Below are 20,757 nucleotides of genomic sequence, written 5' to 3' on the forward strand. Positions count from 1 at the left end.
ATGCTTGAGGCAATTTCATCCACCGCGATCACGGCAGGGCAGGCGGCCTCCCGCGCCACTGAAACACAGTCCATCGCGCCGACGGCGACGTCTGCGGTTCAATCCGCTGGCGACCTCGGCTTCGATTCCGTGATGAAGCAGGTAACCACGGACGCCGTCGGGACGCTGAAGGCGGGTGAGGCGGCCTCGATCTCGGCGATGCAGGGCAAGGAATCGACACGAAAGGTCGTGGAGGCGCTGATGTCGGCCGAGCAGGCCCTGCAGACGGCGGTCGCGGTCCGCGACAAGGTCGTGCAGGCCTACCAAGAAGTCGTTCGCATGTCGATTTGATCTGAAGGAGTGACGATAGTGAAATCGCTCGCCATCGCGGCCACGGGCATGAATGCCCAGCAGACCAATATCGAGGTCATCGCGAACAACATCGCCAACATCAACACGACGTCGTTCAAGCGCGCGCGTGCGGAGTTCACCGATCTGTTCTACCAGATGGACCGCATGCAGGGTGTCGCGAATGTCAACGGCTCCTCGCCGATCCCGGAGGGCGCCAATCTCGGCCTTGGCGTCAAGTCGGCAGCAATTCGCAAGCTGCACATCCAGGGCGCGCTGACTCAGACCGGCAATCCCTACGACCTCGCAATCAACGGCCGCGGCTGGTTCCAGGTGCTCGGTCCGAACAACGAGGTGCAGTACACCCGCGCGGGTTCGTTCAACACCAATGCCAACGGCCAGCTGGTGACGATCGACGGCTACCTGCTTGATCCCAACATCACGGTGCCGCAAGGAACGGTGCAGGTCACCGTCAACCAGACCGGGCAGGTCTTCGCCAAGCTCGACACCGAAGTCAATCCGCGGCAGATCGGCCAAATCAACCTCGCCAACTTCGCCAACGAAGCTGGCCTCGAGCCGCTGGGCAGCAATCTCTATCGCGAGACCACGGCGTCGGGCACGCCGGTCGTCGGCCTCCCGGGCGATGCCGGCTACGGCAAGATCAACCAGCAATATCTCGAGGCCTCGAACGTCGATCCCGTCAAGGAGATCACCGAGTTGATCTCGGCGCAGCGCGCCTACGAGATGAATGCCAAGGTGATCCAGGCGTCGGATGACATGGCGCAGACGGTGTCGAAGAATCTCAGTCGCTAGTTCTGGTATATCGATGTTGAACTGGGTGGGCCTGATCGCGCGCGGGTTGGCCGCCGCGCTGCTGGTGCTCGTCTCCGGGCGGCTTGCCGCGGCGGACGAGCGGCGGCTTCCCGTGCCGGCGGTAGCGATCCGCGCCGGCGAGCTGATCAAGGACGACATGATCATCGAGCGCAGCTTTGCGCCGAACGTGCTCGGTGTCGCCCTGTTCGTCGAAGGCCGTCAGGTGCTGGTCGGCCGCATGGCGAGGCGAGCGCTGCTGCCGGGGCAACCGATCCCGACCAATTCGGTGGAAGATCCCTGGACCATTGCCCGTGGCGCCACGGTCAAGGTCGTGGTCGAAGACTCGGGCCTGTCAATCGTGACCTACGGTTCAGCCATGCAATCCGGCGCGCCCGGCTCGCTCATCACCGTGCGGAACACTGACACAGGCGTGATCATCAGGGCGATCGTCCAGGCGGACGGCACCGTCAAGGTCGCGGACGGGTCATGACAAGATTGCTGATTGCACTCATCCTGATTCTTTCCGCCGCCGGCGCCCAGGCTGCCGTCCGCATCAAGGACATCGCCGACATCAAGGGGCTGCGTGAAAACCAGATCGTGGGTTACGGCCTGGTCATCGGCCTCAACGGCACCGGCGACACTCTGCGCAACGCACCATTCACGGAACAGTCGCTCCAGTCGATGCTCGAAAACATGGGCATCAACGTTCGGAACGAGACGACCAGCACCACCAATCCGCCGCGGCCGACGACTCTGCGCACGCGCAACGTCGCGGCCGTGATGGTGACCGCGGACCTGCTGCCGTCGATCGGGCCGGGCGAACGGATGGACGTGACGGTGTCGTCGCTCGGAGATGCAACGTCGCTGCTCGGCGGCACGCTGGTGATGACGTCGCTGCGCGCGGCCGACGGCGCAGTCTATGCGGTGGCGCAGGGGGCGGTCACCGTCGCCGGTTACAGCGTCGGAGGCCAGGCGCAGAACGTCAGCCAGGGCACGCCGACGGCGGGCCGCATTCCGAACGGTGCGCTGGTCGAGCGTGAGGTGCAAGGAAGCCTCCATGAAATGGAATTCCTGGTGCTGGAGCTGAAGAACCCCGACTTCGTCACCGCGACGCGAATCCTCGATGCCGTCAATCGCTATGCCGGTGGTCGCTACCGGTCCCAGATCGCCTTCGAGCGCGACTACCGGACCATCGTGCTGTCCAAGCCGCGCTATGTCGGTCCGGTCCGCTTCCTCGCCGAGATCGGCGAGCTGACCGTCGAACCCGATACGCCGGCGCGCGTGGTGATCAACGAACGCACCGGCACGGTGGTGATCGGACGCGACGTGCGGATTTCGACGGTCGCCGTCACGCATGGCAATCTGACGGTCCGCGTCACCGAGCTGCCCGTGGTGTCGCAGCCGGCGCCGTTCTCGCAAGGACAGACGGTCGTCGTGCCCCAGACGGTCGTCGAGGCCAACGAGGCGGGATCGCAGGTGGCGATCCTGAGCGGCGTCGATCTCCAGCGCCTCGTGCGCGGGTTGAACCAGATCGGACTGAAGCCGTCCGGCATCATCGCGATCCTTCAGGCGATCAAGACGGCCGGCGCGCTGCAGGCCGAAGTCATCGTGCAATGATGCATAAGCGTCATGCAAGCTTGGTCGCTCAATGCTCTGGTCTCGACCGAGAATCGCACGCCACCCGATGCTGAAGCTGGATCACAAAGCGCAACTTCTTCTCCTCGCAGCAATGTTCGCGCTCGCGGGCACATTGCCGGCGCTGGCGCTGGACGAGCCGAAGCCGTCGAAGCCGCTCAACTTGCTGTCCTTCGCGCGCGCCCGCGCGCCCGGGCCGCAGAAGCCGCATGCATCGGCCCCAGGCGATAACACCCGGGCAACCGCGTGGGCGGCCGAGGATTCGGGACCCGCGACCACCGGCGCCGTGCCGATGCCGGAGGCTCCGCCGCCGCCGGCCGCCACTCCCGCTCCACCGCCTGTGCCGACGCGTCCGGTGAAGCCCGGCAGCGTTGCGGCGCCGCCGAAGCCAGCGCCCGCGCAAGCAATCGCGCCTACAGACAACGAGATAGCGCTGTTCTGTAGCAACGTAGCGGATCCTGCCGTCGATGCCAGGCTCGCCTGGCAATTGAAAGAGCTGGAGAAGGCCGAGACCCAGTTGCGGGAGCGGATCGCCGAAGTCGAGGCGAAGCGGGCCGAATACGAGAAATGGATGGCGCTACGCGACGACTTCCTGAAGAAGGCCGAGGCGAGCGTCGTCGAGATCTATTCGCGGATGAAACCGGACGCTGCCGCCACCCAGATTGCCGGCATGGCGGACGAGACCGCCGCCGCGGTGCTCGCAAAGCTCAGCCCGAGAAGCTCGAGCGCGATCTTCAACGAGATGGAAACGTCACGCGCGGCCCATCTCGCCGATCTGCTCGGCGGAATGCGTCGCGTGGACGACGGAAAGACCAAGTGAATGAAGACGCCGATCCTCATCCTGTTGCTCGTGCTTCTTGCCGGGTGCTCGCACGATCCGGCGGAGGTCCTGACCGGTCCGCAGGTGTCGCCGGTCGGTAGTGGCTTGAGGTCGCAGGCCGATCCGATTCCGGTAACGCCGCGTGTCCGCACGCCCGTGAGCTATCGCTCGACCTGGGACGACGGCACCGATCTGTACCGCGATCCGCGCGCCCGGCACACCGGCGACGTCGTGACGGTGATCATCTCGATGCAGGACAAGGCGAAGCTCGACAACAAGACCGGTCGTTCGCGCGATTCGCAGATCAAGTTCGGGCTCGATTGGCTGATGAATGTCGCCGGATGGAGCGACACAGGTCAGGCCAACGCCAACCTCTCGACCAACACCCAGATCAAGGGCAACGGCCAGATCGACCGCGCCGAGGACATCAAGCTCTCGATCGCCGCGATCGTCACCGACGTGTTGCCGAACGGAAATATGATGATCAGCGGCTCGCAGGAATTCAAGGTTAATACGGAAATGCGTGTGCTGAACGTCGGCGGCATCGTGCGTCCACGCGACATCTCGCGCGGCAATACGATCTCCTACGAAAAGATCGCCGAGGCGCGCGTATCTTACGGCGGTCGCGGAAATCTGTCCGACGTGCAGCAGCCGGGATGGGGACATCGGATCTATGATGCCGTGGCACCGTTCTGAGGCTGGATCGTCGTGGGAGCAGGAGGCGTCATGCGCCTGATTGCCGCCATCGTCGTGCTGACTCTGGTCGCGATCGGCGCGGGCGCGCTTGCGGGCCTGCACCTGTTCGCTGCCGTCGAACGCGTCGCCGACGCGAAGAAGGGCGCCACACCGCCGCCGATCGCGTCGAGCTACGCCGGCAGCGCACGCCTCAGGAAGCTGTCGCCGATCGTGACCAATCTCGCCGCTCCAGCCAACAACTGGGCCCGGGTGGAGGCCTCCATGGTGACCGATAGCATGAGCGACGAGGATGCCGGCATTCTGGCGGCTCATATCAGCGAAGACATCGTCACCTATCTGCGGTCGGCCTCGGTCACGCAGTTCGAGGGCACGCGCGGACTGCAACATCTGCGCGACGATCTGTCCGAACGCGCCAGCATCCGCTCGTCCGGAAAGGTCCGCGAATTGATCATTGAGACGTTGGTGATCCAGTGAAATTGAAGGTCCTGCTGCTCGCGTTGCTGCTGGTCGTGTTGCCCGAGGTGGCATTCGCCCAGATTCCCGACCTCGATTCGCTGCTGCCGCCGGGTAACGGTTCGACCAGCGGCCGGATCATCCAGCTGATGGCGCTCCTGACGGTGCTCTCCGTCGCTCCGGGGCTGCTCATCATGGTGACGAGCTTCACACGCTTCGCCGTCGCGCTGTCGTTCCTGCGCGCGGGCCTCGGCCTGCAAACGACGCCGCCGAACCTCGTGCTGATCAGCCTCGCGATGTTCATGACGTTCTACGTCATGGCTCCGACCTTCGATCGCGCCTGGGAGACCGGCGTCCAGCCGTTGATGAAGAACGAGATCTCGGAGGAAGAAGCCTATCTGAAGATCAGCGATCCGTTCCGCGAATTCATGCTGTCACACGTCCGCGACAAGGACCTGCAGACGTTCGAGTCGCTTGCCGCGGAAAGCTTCCGCAAGAAGTTCGACGACAAGCGCATCGACATGCGCGTCATCATCCCGGCCTTCATGATCTCCGAACTCCGGCGCTCCTTCGAGATCGGATTCCTCATCATCCTGCCGTTCCTCGTCATCGACATGATCGTGGCGACGCTGACGATGTCGATGGGCATGATGATGATGCCGCCGTCGATCCTCGCATTGCCGTTCAAGGTGCTGTTCTTCGTGTTGATCGACGGTTGGAACCTGCTCGCCTCCGGCTTGGTGCGGTCGTTCTCGTAACAGAGAGCATCGTCTTAAGGATTGGTTAAGGTTAGCAAGTGGTGATATTAACCATATGATTTTGCTACATAATTCCAGTTTGCATTAAGCCGGAAGCAAGATTCGGCGTGCTAGCAATGCGGCACGGCGGGTTGGACCCCACCCACATCGTCCAAAGGCATGATGCCGCCCTGTCGTACCGGTGAAAGCCCGGTATGTCCCCTCGTGAAAATGTAACGCGTACATAAAGGGACATTCGCAATGTCAAGCCTGCTTACGAACTCGACTGCCATGACCGCTCTCCAGACCCTGCGGTCTGTGAGTTCGCAACTCGCCACCACGCAGACCCGGATCTCCACGGGCCAGCGCGTCTCGACCGCTTCCGACAACGCCGCCTATTGGTCGATCGCAACCTCGATGCGCGCCGACAACGCCGCGCTCTCCGCCGTTTCCGACTCGCTCGGTCTGTCGGCCGCGACCGTCGATACTGAGTATACCGCTTTGACCTCGGTGGTCGGTGACAGCAACGGTGGTCTCACCAAGCTGCAGTCGCTGCTGGTCGAAGCCAAGACCGCCGGTATCGACCGCACCAAGATTCAGGCTGACATCACCCAGATCCAGCAGCAGATGAAGGGCACCGCCTCCGCGGCGACCTTCAACGGCGTGAACTGGCTCAGCACGACGGCGACGACCCCGACGACGGTCGACCTGGTGTCGTCCTATTCTCGCGTCGGTGGCACGCCGACCACGGGTGCCATCACGCTGACGGTCGCCAACTACTCGCTCTATACCTCGACCCAGGGCGGTATCCTGGACAAGGTCAGCGGCAGTGCGTCGGTCGACACGATCGACATCAGCACGCTGACCGACTCGGCAGCGGACCAGACCACACTCAGCGGCTACATCTCGCAGGTCACCGGCGCGATCAACTCGGTGGCTTCGGCCGCCGCCAACCTCGGCGCCGTCAAGAATCGTATCTCGACCAACACGGACTTCGTGAAGTCGCTGATGGACTCGGTGAGCCGCGGTATCGGTCAGCTCGTCGACGCCGACATGAACCAGGAATCCACCCGCCTGTCGGCCCTCCAGGTTCAGCAGCAGCTCGGCGTTCAGGCGCTCTCGATCGCCAACAGCAGCAGCCAGAGCATCCTCTCGCTGTTCCGCTAAGTCTGACGACCATCCGAGGGGGCCGCGCTTCTCGCGAAGCGCGGCCCTTTCCGTTTGACGCGACATCTCGCCCGCGTCGCAATCTCGGCGGCCCTGTTGCGGCCGGGACACAGAGCCACAAGCCCCGCACAAGCTTCGCGCGATACGGTCGCCGTACGACAGGTTGGGCCCTAACCGCTTTTCGGAGCCCAAAGGCATGACGCCGCCCTGTCGTACCGGTGCAAGTCCGGTATGTCCCCCATCATCAATCTTCGAAGGGACATCAAAATGGGTTCAAGTCTTCTCACCAACTCCGCTGCAATGACCGCGCTGCAGACCCTGCGCAACGTCAGCTCCAGCCTCCAGACTACTGAAAACCGGATCTCGACCGGCCAGCGCGTCGCGACCGCGTCGGACAACGCCGCCTACTGGTCGATCGCGACCTCGATGCGTGCCGACAATGCCGCGCTCTCCGCCGTGTCCGACTCGCTCGGTCTGTCGGCTGCGACCGTCGACACCGAATACACCGCTCTGACCTCCGTTGTCGGTGACAGCACCGGCGGCCTCACCAAGCTGCAGTCGCTGCTGGTCGAAGCCAAGACCGCCGGTATCGATCGCACCAAGATCCAGGCTGACATCACCCAGATCCAGCAGCAGATGAAGGGTACCGCCGGTGCGGCAACTTTCAACGGCGTCAACTGGCTGAGCACGACGGCGACGACGCCCGCGACCTTCGACCTGGTGTCGTCGTTCTCCCGCGTCGGTGGCACGCCCACCATCGGCTCCATCACCCTGACGATCGCCAACTACTCGCTCTATACCTCGACCCAGGGCGGTATCCTGGACAAGGTCAGCGGCACCGCGTCGGTCGACACCATCGACATCAGCACGCTGACCGACTCGGCGGCTGACCAGACCACGCTCAGCGGCTACATCGCCCAGGTCACCACCGCGATCAACTCGGTGGCCTCGGCCGCCGCCGGCCTCGGCGCCGTCAAGAACCGCATCGCGACCAACACCGACTTCGTCAAGACCCTGATGGACTCGGTGAATCGCGGTGTCGGTCAGCTCGTCGACGCTGACATGAACGCGGAATCCACCCGCCTTCAGGCGCTCCAGACCCAGCAGCAACTCGGCGTTCAGGCGCTCTCGATCGCCAACCAGAACAGCCAGAGCATCCTCTCGCTGTTCCGCTAGGCCTGAAAACCATCTGAGCGGGCCGCGCTTCTCGCGAAGCGCGGCCCTTTCGTTTGCTCTGTGTTGCTTGCGCGCCGAGATCTCAACTTGGCGCTTCGAAATCGCCACCTGGCTGTGATCGAGCCACAAGCTTCGCACAAACTTCGCGTGCTATCGCCGCCCTTACGGCAGGTTGAGCGCGCTTTTCCGCAGCCCAAAGGCATGATGCCGCCCTGTCGTACCGGTGCAAGCCCGGTATGTCCCGACACATTCAATTCGTTTTCAAGGGGACGTCAACATGAGCTCTAGCCTTCTCACCAACTCCGCTGCAATGACCGCGCTGCAGACCCTGCGCAACGTCAGCTCCAGCCTCCAGACCACCGAAAACCGGATCTCGACCGGCCAGCGCGTCGCCACCGCGTCGGACAACGCCGCCTACTGGTCGATCGCGACCTCGATGCGCGCCGACAATGCCGCGCTCTCCGCCGTCTCCGACTCGCTCGGTCTGTCGGCTGCGACCGTCGACACCGAATACACCGCTCTCACTGCGGTCGTCGGCGACAGCACCGGCGGCCTCACCAAGCTGCAGGCGCTGCTCGTGGAAGCCAAGACCGCCGGTATCGATCGTACCAAGATCCAGGCCGACATCACCCAGATCCAGCAGCAGATGAAGGGCACTGCCTCGGCGGCAACCTTCAACGGTGTGAACTGGCTGAGCACGACGGCGACGACGCCTGCGACCTTCGACCTGGTGTCGTCGTTCTCCCGCGTCGGTGGCACGCCCACCATCGGCTCCATCACCCTGACGATCGCCAACTACTCGCTCTATACCTCCACCCAGGGCGGTATCCTGGACAAGGTCAGCGGCACCGCGTCGGTCGACACGATCGACATCAGCACGCTGACCGACTCGGCGGCTGACCAGACCACGCTCAGCGGCTACATCGCCCAGGTCACCACCGCGATCAATTCGGTGGCGTCGGCCGCCGCCGGTCTCGGTGCCGTCAAGAACCGCATCGCGACCAACACCGACTTCGTCAAGACCCTGATGGACTCGGTGACCCGCGGTGTCGGTCAGCTCGTCGACGCCGACATGAACGCGGAATCCACCCGCCTCCAGGCCCTTCAGACCCAGCAGCAGCTCGGCGTTCAGGCGCTCTCGATCGCCAACCAGAACAGCCAGAGCATCCTCTCGCTGTTCAAGTAAGCTCCGGCATCGAACACGACCGTGCTCCCTCGGGAGCACGGTCCCGCCGCGACCGGCGGATGTACCGGCACATGACGTGCCCGCCATGATCTCCTGACACCAGACGTCATGCTGTGCGTGCTTCGCGCGACAATGCGCGCGCCCGCCTGTCGCCGTGGGACCGATGGCGTCGACCCAGACTCCTGAAAAATTGCCACGTCTCGCCTGCGAACGGACACATTCCAGTCTGCGCGCAACCTTCAGACAAGGTTGGCAGCGGAGTGTCCTTGCCATTCGCATTGGTACGAGGTCATATGCTCAGTCGCGCGCAGCTACAGCAGCTGCTCAACAATCTGCTGGAACTTGGGCCGCGACGTCTGATGGCCTTGGGATTGATCGGCTTCGCCGTCCTCGTCACCGTGGTCGGGGGGGCCTACTATCTAAGCCGCCCGGAGTTCGAGTCTCTTTATACCGGCCTGACCCGCGAAGACGTGACACGCATTGGCGCCGCGCTGCGCGAGCAGAATATCGCATTCGACGTCAACGCGGCCGGTGACACCGTCTCTGTGCGTCCGAGCCAGACCAGCCAGGCGCGCATGCTTCTCGCCGAGAAGGGCCTGCCGACCAGCGCCAATTCCGGTTACGAACTGTTCGACAAAATTGGATCGCTCGGGTTGACCTCCTTCATGCAGGAGGTCACGAAGCTTCGCGCACTTGAGGGGGAGATCGCGCGCACCGTTCAGCTGATGAAGGGCGTCAAGGCGGCGCGGGTGCACATCGTGATGCCGGTGCGCGGCTCGTTCCGCGCCACGCAGCAGCCGCCCTCCGCTTCCGTCGTGCTGCGCACCGACGGCGCGATCGAAGCCCGCACGGCTCAGTCGATCCGTCATCTCGTCGCAGCCGCCATCCCTGGCATGACGCGCGACAAGGTCACCGTCCTCGATGCCGACGGCTCGATGCTGCTCGCCGAGGAAGACGAGGCCAGCGCTGCGCCGACCAAGATGGCGAGCCTTCAGAAGACCGTCGGCGGCATGGTACAGGAGAATATCCGCAAGGCACTGACGCCCTATCTGGGCCTGGACAATTTCGAGGTCAGTGTCGCGCCGCAGCTTTCGACCGACAAGCGGCAGATCAATGAGACCGTCTACGATCCCGAGGCCCGCGCCGAGCGCTCCGTTCGCAACGTCCGCGAAAACGAGAAATCATCCAACGCAGATCGTTCGACGCCGACCACAGTGCAGCAGAACCTGCCGGATCAGCAGGTCAATTCCGGCGGAACCAAGAACTCGAGCGAGGACAAAACGCGCCGCGAGGACGTCACCAATTTCGAGGTCTCGTCCAAGACCACGACGACCGTGAGCGATGGTTACTCGGTCAAGAAGCTCTTCATCGCCGTGCTGGTCAACCGCGCGAGGCTCGTCGCCGACCTCGGCGACAAGACCAACCAGGCCATCGTCGACAGCAAGCTCGCCGAGATTAGCCAGCTGGCAGCAACCGCGGGCGGCCTGGACAAGGCGCGCGGCGACCAGATCCAGGTGACCGCGGTCGACTTCGTCGAGGGCTCGCGCGATCTCGCTCCGGTGCCGCCGATCAGCTTCGTCGAGATGATAAACAAGCAGCTTGGCAGCGTCATCAATGCGGTGACGATCCTGGCCGTCGCCTCGATGCTGGTCTGGTTCGGACTTCGGCCCGCCGTCAACGGCATTCTGACCCATCGCGCGCAGCAGGAGCAGACCGAGGCGGCGGAAGCTGCTGAACTCGACTCTGCGGCGGCCCTCGCGTTGGCAGACAGCCAGGATCCCGAGCTCAACCTCGTCGAGGATCTCGAAGGCAAGATGCAGCGCACGCCGCAGAAGCGGCTGGAACAGATCGTTCGCCTCGATCAGATGCAGGCGGCAGCAATCCTTAAAGACTGGATGCGACGCGAGGAGGCGGCATGAACGCGGCAATCGGAAAACTCCTGACGCAATTCGACGCCAACGGCCGGGCCAAGTCACCGCCGCCTCCGCCGCCCAAGATCCAGGACGTTCTGGCAAGGAAGGAAATCCGGCGCGAGCCTCCATCGCAGCCGCAACTTCAACCGCAGCGTCAGGAGCGCCCGGCGCCGGCGCAGCCGCAACTTCAACCGGCGCCGGCGGAAGCTGCACCGGCCAATCTCCTCGACGATGCCTATCGCCGCGGCCATGCCGCCGGCCTCGCGGAAGGTGAAGCCAAGCTGGCCGAAGAGCGGGTCCGCAGTGCGATCCGGCTCGGTGAGGAACGGGCCAAATGGTCCGATCAGCAGGCGGTCGCAATCGTCAACGGGTTTGATGCGGCGTGCCGCGAGATCGAGAGCAACATCGCAAGCTCGGTCGCGCGGATATTGCTGCCGTTCCTCGCTGAGGCGGTCCGCGACAAGGCGATCGCATCCCTGGTCGATCAGATATCGGCGCTGACTTCGAATTCTCCTGTGCCGGCGTTCCGTGTCACCGGCCCAAGCGAACTCATCGATCTCGTCAGGACGCAACTCAATCTCGCGGGCCGCACGGGTGTCGAGTATCAGTCCGCCGACACCGTCGAGGTTCGCGTCCTCGCTGACCAGACCACGATCGAGACGCAGATCTCGATCTGGATGGATCGGCTGAAAGAGGCGCGCCGGTAGCTTCACCATGGAGGAGGTCAAGCACGAGCTCGTCATCATCCGCCGGCGGAGCGCCTTCGAGGACGAGAAGGCGCACGGTGGCGTCTGGAAGATCGCCTATGCGGACTTCATGACCGCGATGATGGCGTTCTTCCTGGTGATGTGGCTGCTCAACGCGCTCAACCAGGACCAGAAGCAGGTGGTCGCGAGCTACTTCAACCCGATCAAGCTCGCCGAGAACGCGCCCGCGCCGAAGGGCCTGAAGGATCTCACCAAGAAAGAGCCGACGACGTTCGACGGTCAGGACGGCAAGCGTCAGCCGGCGGGGCCGAACGAAGAGCGCCGCGGCGACTCGCCGACGGCTGAAAAGCCGCCCTTCTACGAAGAGAAGGTGTTGTTCCGCGATCCCTACGCGACGCTGGCTGAAATCGCCGCGAGCTCGAACCAGGCATCGGGCCAGCGGCGCGCCGGCGCGCTGACGTCGGTCGAGGAAGACGGCCTCAAGGGCGGTGAAGCCTATCGCGACCCGTTCGATCCCGGCTATTGGAAACTCGCGCCCGAGGCGTCGAAGGAAGCCGACCGCATCATGGACGGCGAGCCGAAGCCTGACGCATCAGCGCGCGACAATACGGCTGCGACAAATCAAGGCGAGCCGCGCCGCGGCAGGACGGACGATGCCGGCGGCAGCGTGGCTCCCGACGCGCAGGCCTCGTCGACGAGTCTGTCGCCGTTGCTGCCGCCGGGACCGCCACCGTCATCGGCTGCGCGCGATGGCAACACTCAACCGAACCCGCAGGCCAATCTTCAGGCCAATGCAGCACCGCAGGCGCGCGCCACCGATGCGCCGAAGGAATCCGAGTCGCGTGACACCGCCCAGACCCAGCAGCCGACCGTCAAGCAGCTTCAGTCCGCGATTGCCGATGCGCTGTCGGACATCAAGGCCGGAGCCGGACCGGTCGCCGAGGTTCGCCAGGTGGAGGAGGGCCTGCTGGTGAGCCTGACCGACGATGCAAGCTTCGGCATGTTCGCGGTCGGTTCGGCCGAGCCGCGGCCCGAGCTGGTCCGCGTCATCGACAAGATCGGTCCGCTGATCGCGAAGCGCCGCGGCATGATCATCGTGCGCGGTCATACCGACAATCGTCCCTACAAATCGGACAATTACGACAATTGGCGATTGTCCTCGGCGCGCGCGCAGATGGCCTATTACATGCTGGTTCGATCCGGGATCGATGCGCAGCGGATCGAGCATGTCGAGGGTTATGCCGATAGGAGGCCGAAACTCCCGAACGATCCGGCGGCCGCGCAGAACCGTCGGATCGAGATCCTGATCCGGGAGAAGCGCCCTTGAAGAGGTCGCTGCTCGGTGCCGCGCTGCTGACGATGTTATCGCTCGTGGCGACACGTGCGCTCGCTGATCCGGCACGGCCGTCCGGCGAGCCGTATGAGCTCGTCCGTGCGCTGCAAGCGGTGCAGGATGGGATAGCAAACGGCGACACCGCCGCGCACGGCAGCCATATCGCGCTGATCCGGCAGATCGGCGAAAAATTTCTCGCCGCCGATCCCACCGTGTGGAGCAATCCGCAAAACGGCCAGGCAGTCGTGATTTATCTGCTCTCCGGCGGCGCGCCCCAGATCGTCCGCAAGTTGCCGCGCGACAAGATCAATGTCGATGCGCGGCTGTTCGACGGCGCGCTGGCCTATGTCGAAGGCCGGCAAGACGAGGCGAGGGACCTGCTCAAGGACATCAAGCCGCGCACGATCTCGTCCGGCATGGGCGGCCAGGTCGCGCTGGTCCAGGGCGCGCTGTTCGCTCGTTCCGAAGCCTCGCTCGCGATCGAGCGTCTGGACGACGCGCGCCTGCTGTTGCCCGGCACGCTCGTCGAAGAGGCGGCTCTGCGCCGCGAGATCCTGCTGGTCGGGCAGGCCGAGGATTTCGACAAGTTCGAGTTCCTGACGCAGGCCTATATCCGCCACTACCGGAACTCGGTCTATGCCGGCGATTTCTGGCAGCGATTCTCCACGGGCCTGACGCAATCCAGCCTTGCCCTGGACGAACGTCGTTTTGCGCGGATCGCGGCCTTGCTGGAACAGGTCGACCGCGCCAGCCGCCTCAAGCTCTATCTGGTGATCGCGCGCGGCGCTCTGATCCGCGGCAGGCTCACCGTCGTCAGGCTCGCGGGCGAGCGCGCTCTGACGCTCAGCGCCGATGCTGCGGCCGATCGCGAGCGCGCCCATTTTTATCGGGGCGCCTCCCGCGCGCTCACCGACGAGTATGACGGCGGTTTGGCCGAGCTGAAGGCGCTCGACAGATCGAAGCTGGCCGAGCGCGACGTCCAGCTCCTCAACGCAACTCTTCAGCTCGCACTCGACATCCGTAAGCCGATTGCAGCTCCGCCCGCGCTCGCATCGGCCGAAAAACCGCCACTGACGCCGGCGCGGATCGATCTCGCATCATCCGATGCGACGCTCGCGCGCGCCAAGACGCAGCTCGGCGAACTGGAGCTTCTCACGAGGGATCGCCGTCCATGACCAAGCTTAGTGGAACCTCCGGACAGCTTTTCGCAGGCCTCGCCGAATCTCTCGTGCGCGGGGTCTCCCGCTCGGTGAAGGGATCGGCGACGACGGGTGCAAAAACACCCGACGACTCCTCGTTCCACGATCTGCTCCACACTGTCTCGAACATGGCCAAGCGGGCTCTGGACGACCAGAACGGCGACACGACCGCCAAGACCGCTGCTCCGGTGCTTCCGCGCATCGCCCAGCTCACTGGGCGCGACACGCCGAAGGATGAGACCGCGCACGAGCGATCCGGAGAGAGCAAATCGTCGCGCAAGCAGGATCGGATCGATAAATCCGCAAAAGCGGAGGTCCCGAACCGGTCAAACGTTCCTACGATCATGGGGCAGGAGCTCGCCGCCGCGCCGGCCGTGACAATGCAAACGGCCCAGCCGTCAAGCGACAAGAAGGAGACGTCGGCTCGGGACGAGCGGCCCGCTGCAACGAAGCGCGAGGTACAGAGCACGACAAGCACGGCAAAGGCAGATGTCGCGCCATCCGCCACCATGCCGTCGACAGCCGCCCATTCCGCGAGCGATGCATCCGGGCCGCGCCCGCAACCGGCGATGGCCGCTCAGGCCTCGGCGGCCGGCCAGGCGATGCCACAGGAAAGCGACGTCCAGCCGAAAGGCCTACCTATGCCTGGCTTCGAAGCCGTCGCGGCGAATGTCGAGCATGCTGCAAAGTCCGCAGGCCGAGACGCGCTGCCCGAGACAACAAAGGTCACGGTGGTTCAGCAGGAGACGCATCTGCCTCCCGTGGCGCAGTTCGGCGCGACCCAGCAGGTCGCAAATGCCGTTGTGTCGGAATTGAAGAGTTCGCCCGCGCCGGCTGCATCCGCCTCGCCCGGTATCATGGGTGCCCAGAGCAATTCGCCGGATCAGCCGCTCAGGATACTCACCGTCAATCTCGAGCCGCCTGATCTCGGCAATGTCACCATGCGCCTTCGTCTCGTCGGCAACGAAGTCTCGGTCCAGCTCGCTGCCGAACGCAAGGATACCAGCACGATGCTGGATCAGCAGCGCGACCAGATCCGCGACCTGATGCAGTCGGCGGGCTATGTGGCCGACGTCGCGCCGGTACAGCACGGCTCGCTCGACGGATTCCAGTCCGGATCCGGCCAACCGCAGCCGCAGCTCTCGGGCCAGCAACAGCAATCGTCCCAGTCGCAAGGCGCGTTCGGCGGCGCGGGCACGTCGTCCGGTCAGTCCGACGGCGGAGCCAGGCAAGCCCGACAGGAACGGCAGCTTAACCAGGAGGCACGCCATGACCAGGACGTGGCGCCGCACACTCGTCGCGGCCCTGTTTATCTGTAACACCGGCTCCGCCGCAGCCGCGGCGACCGACGTTGCACGCTCCTGCGAGCGAGAGATGGCGCGCGCCTCGCAACAACACGGGATTCCGCTCGGCATTCTCTATGCGGTCGGCCTCACCGAGACCGGGCGGCGCGGCGCGCTCTATCCCTACGCACTCGGGGCCGAAGGACAGACCGTGTTCGCCAAGGACCTGGATGACGCGATGGCGAATTTCGAAGCGATGCGAGCCAGGGGCATCAAGCTGATCGATCTCGGCTGCATGCAGATCAACCACTATTTTCACGGCGACAAGTTCACTTCGGTGCGGGCGATGTTCGATCCGGCCAAGAACGTCGACTACGCCGCGCGTTTCCTCAAGGAGCTTAAGCAGCGCGAGGGCAGCTGGACCATGGCGGTCGCCCGCTACAATGCCGGCCCCAATAACCAGCCGGCGCAGAAGCGCTATGTCTGCCACATCGTCGCGCATCTCGTCTCCAGCGGCTTCGGCGCGTGGACCGATAAGGCACGCTCGTTCTGCCAACCCAAGATGACCTGAATGACCAAGCGGCGCATCAAGTTGTGCATCGTCGCCAACCATCAGCCCCGCGCAAGCAAGACCCCCCATTGTAAATCCAATCTGCCAAAGGAGCCCACTACATGAGCCTGTATGGTGTTATGCGCACCGGCGTTTCCGGGATGAACGCGCAGTCCAACAAGCTGTCGACGGTCTCGGACAACATCGCGAACGTCAACACGGTCGGCTACAAGCGGGCTTCAACGGAGTTCTCCTCCCTGATCCTGAAGAGCGGCTCCGGCAATTACGACTCCGGCGCGGTCGAGACCACGGTCCGCTACGCCATCACCGATCGCGGCAATCTTCAGTTCACGACCTCCGCGACGGACCTTGCGGTCCAGGGCAACGGCTTCTTCGTCGTGCAGGACGCGAACGGCAACAATTTCCTCACCCGCGCGGGCTCGTTCGTGCCTGACAGTAGCGGCAACCTCGTCAATACGGCCGGCTTCCAGTTGATGGGCTACAACATCCAGAACGGCGCCGCACCGAACGTTGCCGCCAACGGCTTCGGCGGGCTCCAGGTCATCAACGTCAACAAGATGGCGCTGCAGGCTTCGCCGTCGACCTTGGCGACCGTGGCCGCCAATCTGGATCCGAGCGCGGCGGTTGTCGCTGCACCGGCCGCTGCAGCTGGCCCGAGCAACTACACCTCGAAGACGTCGATGGTAACCTACGACAATATCGGCAATGCCGTGACGCTCGACGTATATGCCGCAAAGACCGCCGCGAACACCTGGGACATCGAGGTCTACAATGGTGCCACCGCGCTGACGAGCGGCCCCTCTGCCGCGACCACTTTCAAGTTCGACGTGAGCTCGACTGGAAAAGGCAAGCTGGACCTCGTGGGCCCGCCGCCAAGCGCGACCTCGCTCACGGTTGCAATTCCCGGCGGTTCCGGCACGTTCAAGATCGATATGTCGGCCATGACCCAGGTCGCCTCCAGCTTCGATTTCAAGGCGACTGTCGATGGCAATGCGCCGTCTGCCGTCGACAAGGTCAATATCGACAGCAAGGGCGTGGTCACCGCGGTGCTCAAGAACGGCACCACGTTGCCGAGCTTCCAGGTGGCGCTCGCGACCGTGCCGAGCCCGGACCATCTGACGCCCGAGGTCGGCAACGTCTATTCGCCGAACCTGGACTCCGGCAACGTGCAGGTCGGCCTCGCCGGCCAGGGCGGTCTCGGAACCATCCAGTCGGGCGCGCTGGAAGACTCCAACGTCGATCTCGCCAACGAACTGACCTCGATGATCGAGGCGCAGCGCGGCTTCACCGCAAACTCGAAATCGTTCCAGACCGGCGCCGATCTGCTCGACGTCGTCGTCAACCTGAAGCGCTGAGTCCCTCAGCGCGGTTTGCGGGCAAGAGCTCCCATGTCCCTTACATCTGCCCTCGACTCTGCCCGCTCTTCGCTTATGGCGTCGGGCATCCAGTCCTCGACCATTTCGCGCAACATTGCCGGCGCCAGCACCACCGGCTATTCGCGCAAGATCACCGAGCTGGACAATCTCCCCGGCGCCGGCGTCTATGTGGCGGCGATCCAGCGCGCGGCGTCGTCGGGCCTGTACAGCAACGTCCTGACCGCAACCTCAGCGGCGGCCACGCAGAGCGCGATCTATGACGGTCTCCAGAAGATCGCGTCCGCCACGGTGGACGATCCGCAGCTCGATCAGTCGCCGACGGCTCAGCTCAATGCGCTGAAGCAGGCGTTGCAGCAATATGCCAACGCGCCTGACAACACCACGCTGGCGCAAGCAGCCGTCACGTCCGCCAAGGACATGGCGACAGCGCTCAACCAGGCGACTCAGACCGTGCAGTCGGTCCGCGAAGGCGCGGATGCCGACATGAATATATCGGTCCAGAACATCAATCAGTTGCTCTCCCAGTTCCAGACTGTCAACACGGCGATCGTGAAGGGAACGATCGCTGGCGACGACGTGACCGATTATCTCGATCAGCGCGACAACATCGTCTCGAAGCTGTCGCAGGAAGTCGGCGTCACGATGTCGATCCGCACCAACGGCGATGCCGCGCTCTACACCGACAGCGGCGTGGTCCTGTTCGACAAGACCGCGCGCACCGTGAGCTTCGCCCCGACCACCTCCTATTCGGCGAGCATCACAGGCAACGCGGTCTTCATCGACGGCGTGCCCGTGACCGGCGCCAATTCGGTGATGCCGATCAAGTCCGGTAAGCTGGCCGGTCTCGCCCAACTGCGCGACAAGGATACGGTCACCTATCAGAGCCAGCTCGACGAAGTCGCCCGTGGCCTGATCAACGCTTTCAGGGAAAGCGATCAATCGGGCGCTGCGCTGCCTGATGTTCCCGGCCTCTTCACCTATCCCGGCGCGCCCGCGATGCCGGCGAGCGCCACCGTCTCGGTGGGTCTAGCCGCCACGATCTCGGTTGCCGCATCGGTCGACCCGGCCCAGGGCGGCAACCCCAATCTGCTGCGCGACGGTGCGATCAGCGGCAACGTCGCCTACAAATACAATACGGTCGGCAACGGCGGCTATTCGACGCGGCTTCAGCAGCTCATCAGCAATATGGATGCCTCGCAGCCGTTCGATGCAACGACGCAAGGCAAGCCGAACGGCAGCTTGATCGATTACGCGTCGTCATCGACGAGCTGGATCGAAAATCAACGCAAGACCGCCAACGACAGCTCCCAGTATCAGACGACGCTGCTCAACCGCAGCACGACGGCGCTGTCGAACGTCAGCGGCGTCAACATGGACGACGAGATGTCATTGATGCTCCAGGTCGAGCGGACCTACTCGGCGTCATCCAAGATCATTTCGACCGTCGATCAGATGATGCAGAGCCTGCTGGCCGCCGTGGGGAATTAAGTCATGATGAGCGCAAACTACATTTCCACCCTGATGTTGTCCTCGTCGTTGAGGTATTCCATCACGAACAACCAGGCCGCGCTGAGCAAGGCCTCGACGGAAGCAACCACCGGCCGCTTCGCCGATGTCGGCCTCCAGCTTGGTGCGACCACGGGCGGCGACGTCACCCTGCGGGCAGACCTGAACTTCGCCGACCAACTGGTCGATACCAACGGGCTCGTCGCAGGGCGCCTGGATGTGACCCAGGACCGCATCACCCAGCTCAGCACGACCGCCACGGATTTCCTCAAGGATCTGATCGCTGCCCGCAGCACCGACGGCGGCGGGCGTATCATCCTGCCGCCTGCGTCCTCCAACCTCCAGGATCTGATCGGCGCGCTGAACATCTCGTACAACGGCTCTTATCTGTTCTCGGGCATCAACACGCAGAACCAGCCGATTACGGCTTACACCGCCGGCTCGGCCAGCAAGAACCAGGTCGACAGCGACTTCCTTGCTTCTTTCGGCTTCTCGCAATCCTCGGCAAGCGTGAGCAGCATTACGCCGGCTCAAATGCAGACGTTTCTCAACACCAGCTTCGATGCCGAATTCGCAAGCCCGGCCTGGAACACCAACTGGTCGACGGCGACCGACCAGGTCATGCAAAGCAGGATCTCCACGACCGAGATCGCCGATACGTCCGTCAGTGCCAACCAGATCGCCTTCCGCAAGCTCGCCGAGGCCTACACCATGATGGCTGATCTCGGGAATGCGAACCTCAATCAATCGACGTTCCAGGTGGTCGTGGACAAGGCCATCGGCCTCGTCGGCAGCGCCATTACGGATCTTGCTGCGCTCGGCGGCAGCGTCGGAACGGTCCAGCAGCGGATCACCACCGCGACCGACAAGCTCAAGACCCAGAAAGACATTCTGAGCAACCAGATCGTCGGCATGGAGAAGGTCGATCCGGCGGAAGCGTCGACGCGGGTCAATGCCTTGCAGACCCAGATCCAAACCGCGCTCGCGCTCACCTCGCAGCTCCAGAAGATCAGCCTGATCAACTATCTCTGAGCCCGGCGACCGTCGCTCCCGATTCAGTTTCCTGTAATATCCTGGCAGAGTTGTCCGCATGACTTTTGAAGCCTATGAGACGGTCGTTGAAGACAGCGGCTACGAGGCGCGAGGGCGCGAGCGCCAGGCGCTCAGCCTCGGCATCGAGCGGTTGGAGCGTCTCCAGAAGGAGCAGCGCTTCAGCATCGAGGACCAGGTCCAGAGCCTGCTCTATGTCCGGCGGCTATGGACAATCTTCATCGAGGATCTCGCTCATCCCGAGAACGGGCTGCCCGAGCAACTGCGCGCTGACATCATCTCCATCGGCCTGTGGGTGGTCAAGGAGACCGATCGTCTGCGTGAAGATCGCTCGAACGACGTCATGCAGCTCGTCGAAATCAACCGCCTGATCCGAGACGCGCTTTAATGAAGATTTCCTTGCGCGCGGGTGAACGAATCTACATCAACGGTGCGGTGCTGCGCGTGGATCGCAAGGTCTCGCTCGAGCTCGTCAACGACGTGATGTTCCTGCTCGAAGGGCAGGTGATGCAGGCTTCCGACGCCACCACGGCGATGCGCCAGCTCTATTTCATCGTCCAGCTCATGCTGATGAACCCGACGGACATCGGCGCCGCCGCTTCGCTCTATGGACAGCATCATGCGGCCCTCCTTGCCGTGTGCGAGAACCGCGAAATGCTAGACGGGCTCGCCGCGATCGACGAGATGGTCGGCGGGACCCGATACTTCGAGGCGCTGAAGCGGATCCGGGCGCTGTTTCCCCTGGAGCAGGCCATCCTGGCCGGCGCCACGGAATCCCCATTCAAGGCGGCCTGACAGCGGAGAGGCAC

General features: G+C 63.8%; 22 protein-coding genes. All 22 read left to right on the plus strand.

What is annotated here, in order from left to right; genetic code table 11:
* The 22 genes from fliE (at position 1) to flbT (ending at position 20,743) form a co-directional block, all read left to right on the plus strand.
* On the plus strand, positions 1 to 330 hold the full coding sequence (gene fliE, locus X265_RS08830) for a flagellar hook-basal body complex protein FliE (RefSeq protein WP_128964460.1): 330 nt from the start codon (positions 1 to 3) through the stop codon (positions 328 to 330).
* Positions 331 to 348: 18 nt separating this feature from the next.
* The gene (gene flgG / locus X265_RS08835; protein ID WP_128964461.1) at positions 349 to 1,140 is read left to right on the plus strand and encodes a flagellar basal-body rod protein FlgG; all 792 of its coding nucleotides are present in this window, start codon (positions 349 to 351) and stop codon (positions 1,138 to 1,140) included.
* A 13-nt stretch (positions 1,141 to 1,153) separates the two neighbouring features.
* Positions 1,154 to 1,630, plus strand: coding sequence for a flagellar basal body P-ring formation chaperone FlgA (gene flgA / locus X265_RS08840; RefSeq protein WP_164938476.1), 477 nt, complete (start codon positions 1,154 to 1,156; stop codon positions 1,628 to 1,630).
* Positions 1,627 to 2,757, plus strand: a complete 1,131-nt coding sequence (gene flgI, locus X265_RS08845; protein WP_128964463.1) for a flagellar basal body P-ring protein FlgI — start codon at positions 1,627 to 1,629, stop codon at positions 2,755 to 2,757. The genes flgA and flgI overlap by 4 nt, the downstream gene beginning before the upstream one ends.
* Positions 2,758 to 2,824: 67 nt before the next feature.
* Positions 2,825 to 3,595 carry a MotE family protein gene (locus X265_RS08850; protein ID WP_164938477.1) on the plus strand — a complete coding sequence of 257 codons (771 nt, stop codon included), beginning with the start codon at positions 2,825 to 2,827 and terminating at the stop codon, positions 3,593 to 3,595.
* On the plus strand, positions 3,596 to 4,291 hold the full coding sequence (gene flgH, locus X265_RS08855; protein WP_128964465.1) for a flagellar basal body L-ring protein FlgH: 696 nt from the start codon (positions 3,596 to 3,598) through the stop codon (positions 4,289 to 4,291).
* Positions 4,292 to 4,321: 30 nt separating this feature from the next.
* On the plus strand, positions 4,322 to 4,765 hold the full coding sequence (locus tag X265_RS08860) for a flagellar basal body-associated FliL family protein (RefSeq protein WP_128964466.1): 444 nt from the start codon (positions 4,322 to 4,324) through the stop codon (positions 4,763 to 4,765).
* Positions 4,762 to 5,502 carry a flagellar type III secretion system pore protein FliP gene (gene fliP, locus X265_RS08865; protein WP_128964467.1) on the plus strand — a complete coding sequence of 247 codons (741 nt, stop codon included), beginning with the start codon at positions 4,762 to 4,764 and terminating at the stop codon, positions 5,500 to 5,502. Before X265_RS08860 ends, fliP begins: the two co-directional genes overlap by 4 nt.
* Before the next feature lie 240 nt (positions 5,503 to 5,742).
* Entirely contained in the window at positions 5,743 to 6,648 is a 906-nt protein-coding gene (locus X265_RS08870; protein WP_128964468.1) for a flagellin N-terminal helical domain-containing protein, read from the plus strand.
* Between the two features lie 267 nt (positions 6,649 to 6,915).
* Positions 6,916 to 7,824 (plus strand): flagellin N-terminal helical domain-containing protein, encoded by a 909-nt coding sequence (locus X265_RS08875; RefSeq protein ID WP_128964469.1) that lies wholly within the window; start codon positions 6,916 to 6,918, stop codon positions 7,822 to 7,824.
* Positions 7,825 to 8,101: 277 nt separating this feature from the next.
* Positions 8,102 to 9,010: a flagellin N-terminal helical domain-containing protein gene (locus X265_RS08880; RefSeq protein WP_128964470.1), complete on the plus strand. Its 909-nt coding sequence runs from the start codon at positions 8,102 to 8,104 to the stop codon at positions 9,008 to 9,010.
* A gap of 293 nt (positions 9,011 to 9,303) precedes the next feature.
* Complete coding sequence (gene fliF, locus X265_RS08885; protein ID WP_164938478.1) at positions 9,304 to 10,929, plus strand: flagellar basal-body MS-ring/collar protein FliF; 1,626 nt, start codon at positions 9,304 to 9,306, stop codon at positions 10,927 to 10,929.
* Positions 10,926 to 11,630: a hypothetical protein gene (locus X265_RS08890; RefSeq protein WP_128964472.1), complete on the plus strand. Its 705-nt coding sequence runs from the start codon at positions 10,926 to 10,928 to the stop codon at positions 11,628 to 11,630. The genes fliF and X265_RS08890 overlap by 4 nt, the downstream gene beginning before the upstream one ends.
* 7 nt (positions 11,631 to 11,637) lie before the next feature.
* On the plus strand, positions 11,638 to 12,957 hold the full coding sequence (locus X265_RS08895; protein WP_128964473.1) for a MotB family protein: 1,320 nt from the start codon (positions 11,638 to 11,640) through the stop codon (positions 12,955 to 12,957).
* Complete coding sequence (locus X265_RS08900) at positions 12,954 to 14,138, plus strand: chemotaxis protein (RefSeq protein ID WP_128964474.1); 1,185 nt, start codon at positions 12,954 to 12,956, stop codon at positions 14,136 to 14,138. The genes X265_RS08895 and X265_RS08900 overlap by 4 nt, the downstream gene beginning before the upstream one ends.
* Positions 14,135 to 15,481: a flagellar hook-length control protein FliK gene (gene fliK, locus X265_RS08905; RefSeq protein WP_128964475.1), complete on the plus strand. Its 1,347-nt coding sequence runs from the start codon at positions 14,135 to 14,137 to the stop codon at positions 15,479 to 15,481. Before X265_RS08900 ends, fliK begins: the two co-directional genes overlap by 4 nt.
* The gene (locus X265_RS08910) at positions 15,432 to 16,016 is read left to right on the plus strand and encodes a transglycosylase SLT domain-containing protein (RefSeq protein ID WP_128964476.1); all 585 of its coding nucleotides are present in this window, start codon (positions 15,432 to 15,434) and stop codon (positions 16,014 to 16,016) included. Before fliK ends, X265_RS08910 begins: the two co-directional genes overlap by 50 nt.
* Before the next feature lie 101 nt (positions 16,017 to 16,117).
* On the plus strand, positions 16,118 to 17,371 hold the full coding sequence (locus X265_RS08915) for a flagellar hook protein FlgE (RefSeq protein WP_128964477.1): 1,254 nt from the start codon (positions 16,118 to 16,120) through the stop codon (positions 17,369 to 17,371).
* Between the two features lie 33 nt (positions 17,372 to 17,404).
* Positions 17,405 to 18,880, plus strand: a complete 1,476-nt coding sequence (gene flgK, locus X265_RS08920) for a flagellar hook-associated protein FlgK (protein WP_128964478.1) — start codon at positions 17,405 to 17,407, stop codon at positions 18,878 to 18,880.
* Between the two features lie 3 nt (positions 18,881 to 18,883).
* Positions 18,884 to 19,930, plus strand: a complete 1,047-nt coding sequence (locus X265_RS08925; RefSeq protein WP_128964479.1) for a flagellar hook-associated family protein — start codon at positions 18,884 to 18,886, stop codon at positions 19,928 to 19,930.
* Positions 19,931 to 19,988: 58 nt separating this feature from the next.
* Complete coding sequence (gene flaF, locus X265_RS08930) at positions 19,989 to 20,336, plus strand: flagellar biosynthesis regulator FlaF (protein ID WP_128964480.1); 348 nt, start codon at positions 19,989 to 19,991, stop codon at positions 20,334 to 20,336.
* Positions 20,336 to 20,743, plus strand: coding sequence for a flagellar biosynthesis repressor FlbT (gene flbT, locus X265_RS08935; RefSeq protein ID WP_128964481.1), 408 nt, complete (start codon positions 20,336 to 20,338; stop codon positions 20,741 to 20,743). Before flaF ends, flbT begins: the two co-directional genes overlap by 1 nt.
* The last annotated feature ends 14 nt before the right edge of the window (positions 20,744 to 20,757 follow it).

The organism is Bradyrhizobium guangdongense, assembly GCF_004114975.1.
Classification (GTDB): domain Bacteria; phylum Pseudomonadota; class Alphaproteobacteria; order Rhizobiales; family Xanthobacteraceae; genus Bradyrhizobium; species Bradyrhizobium guangdongense.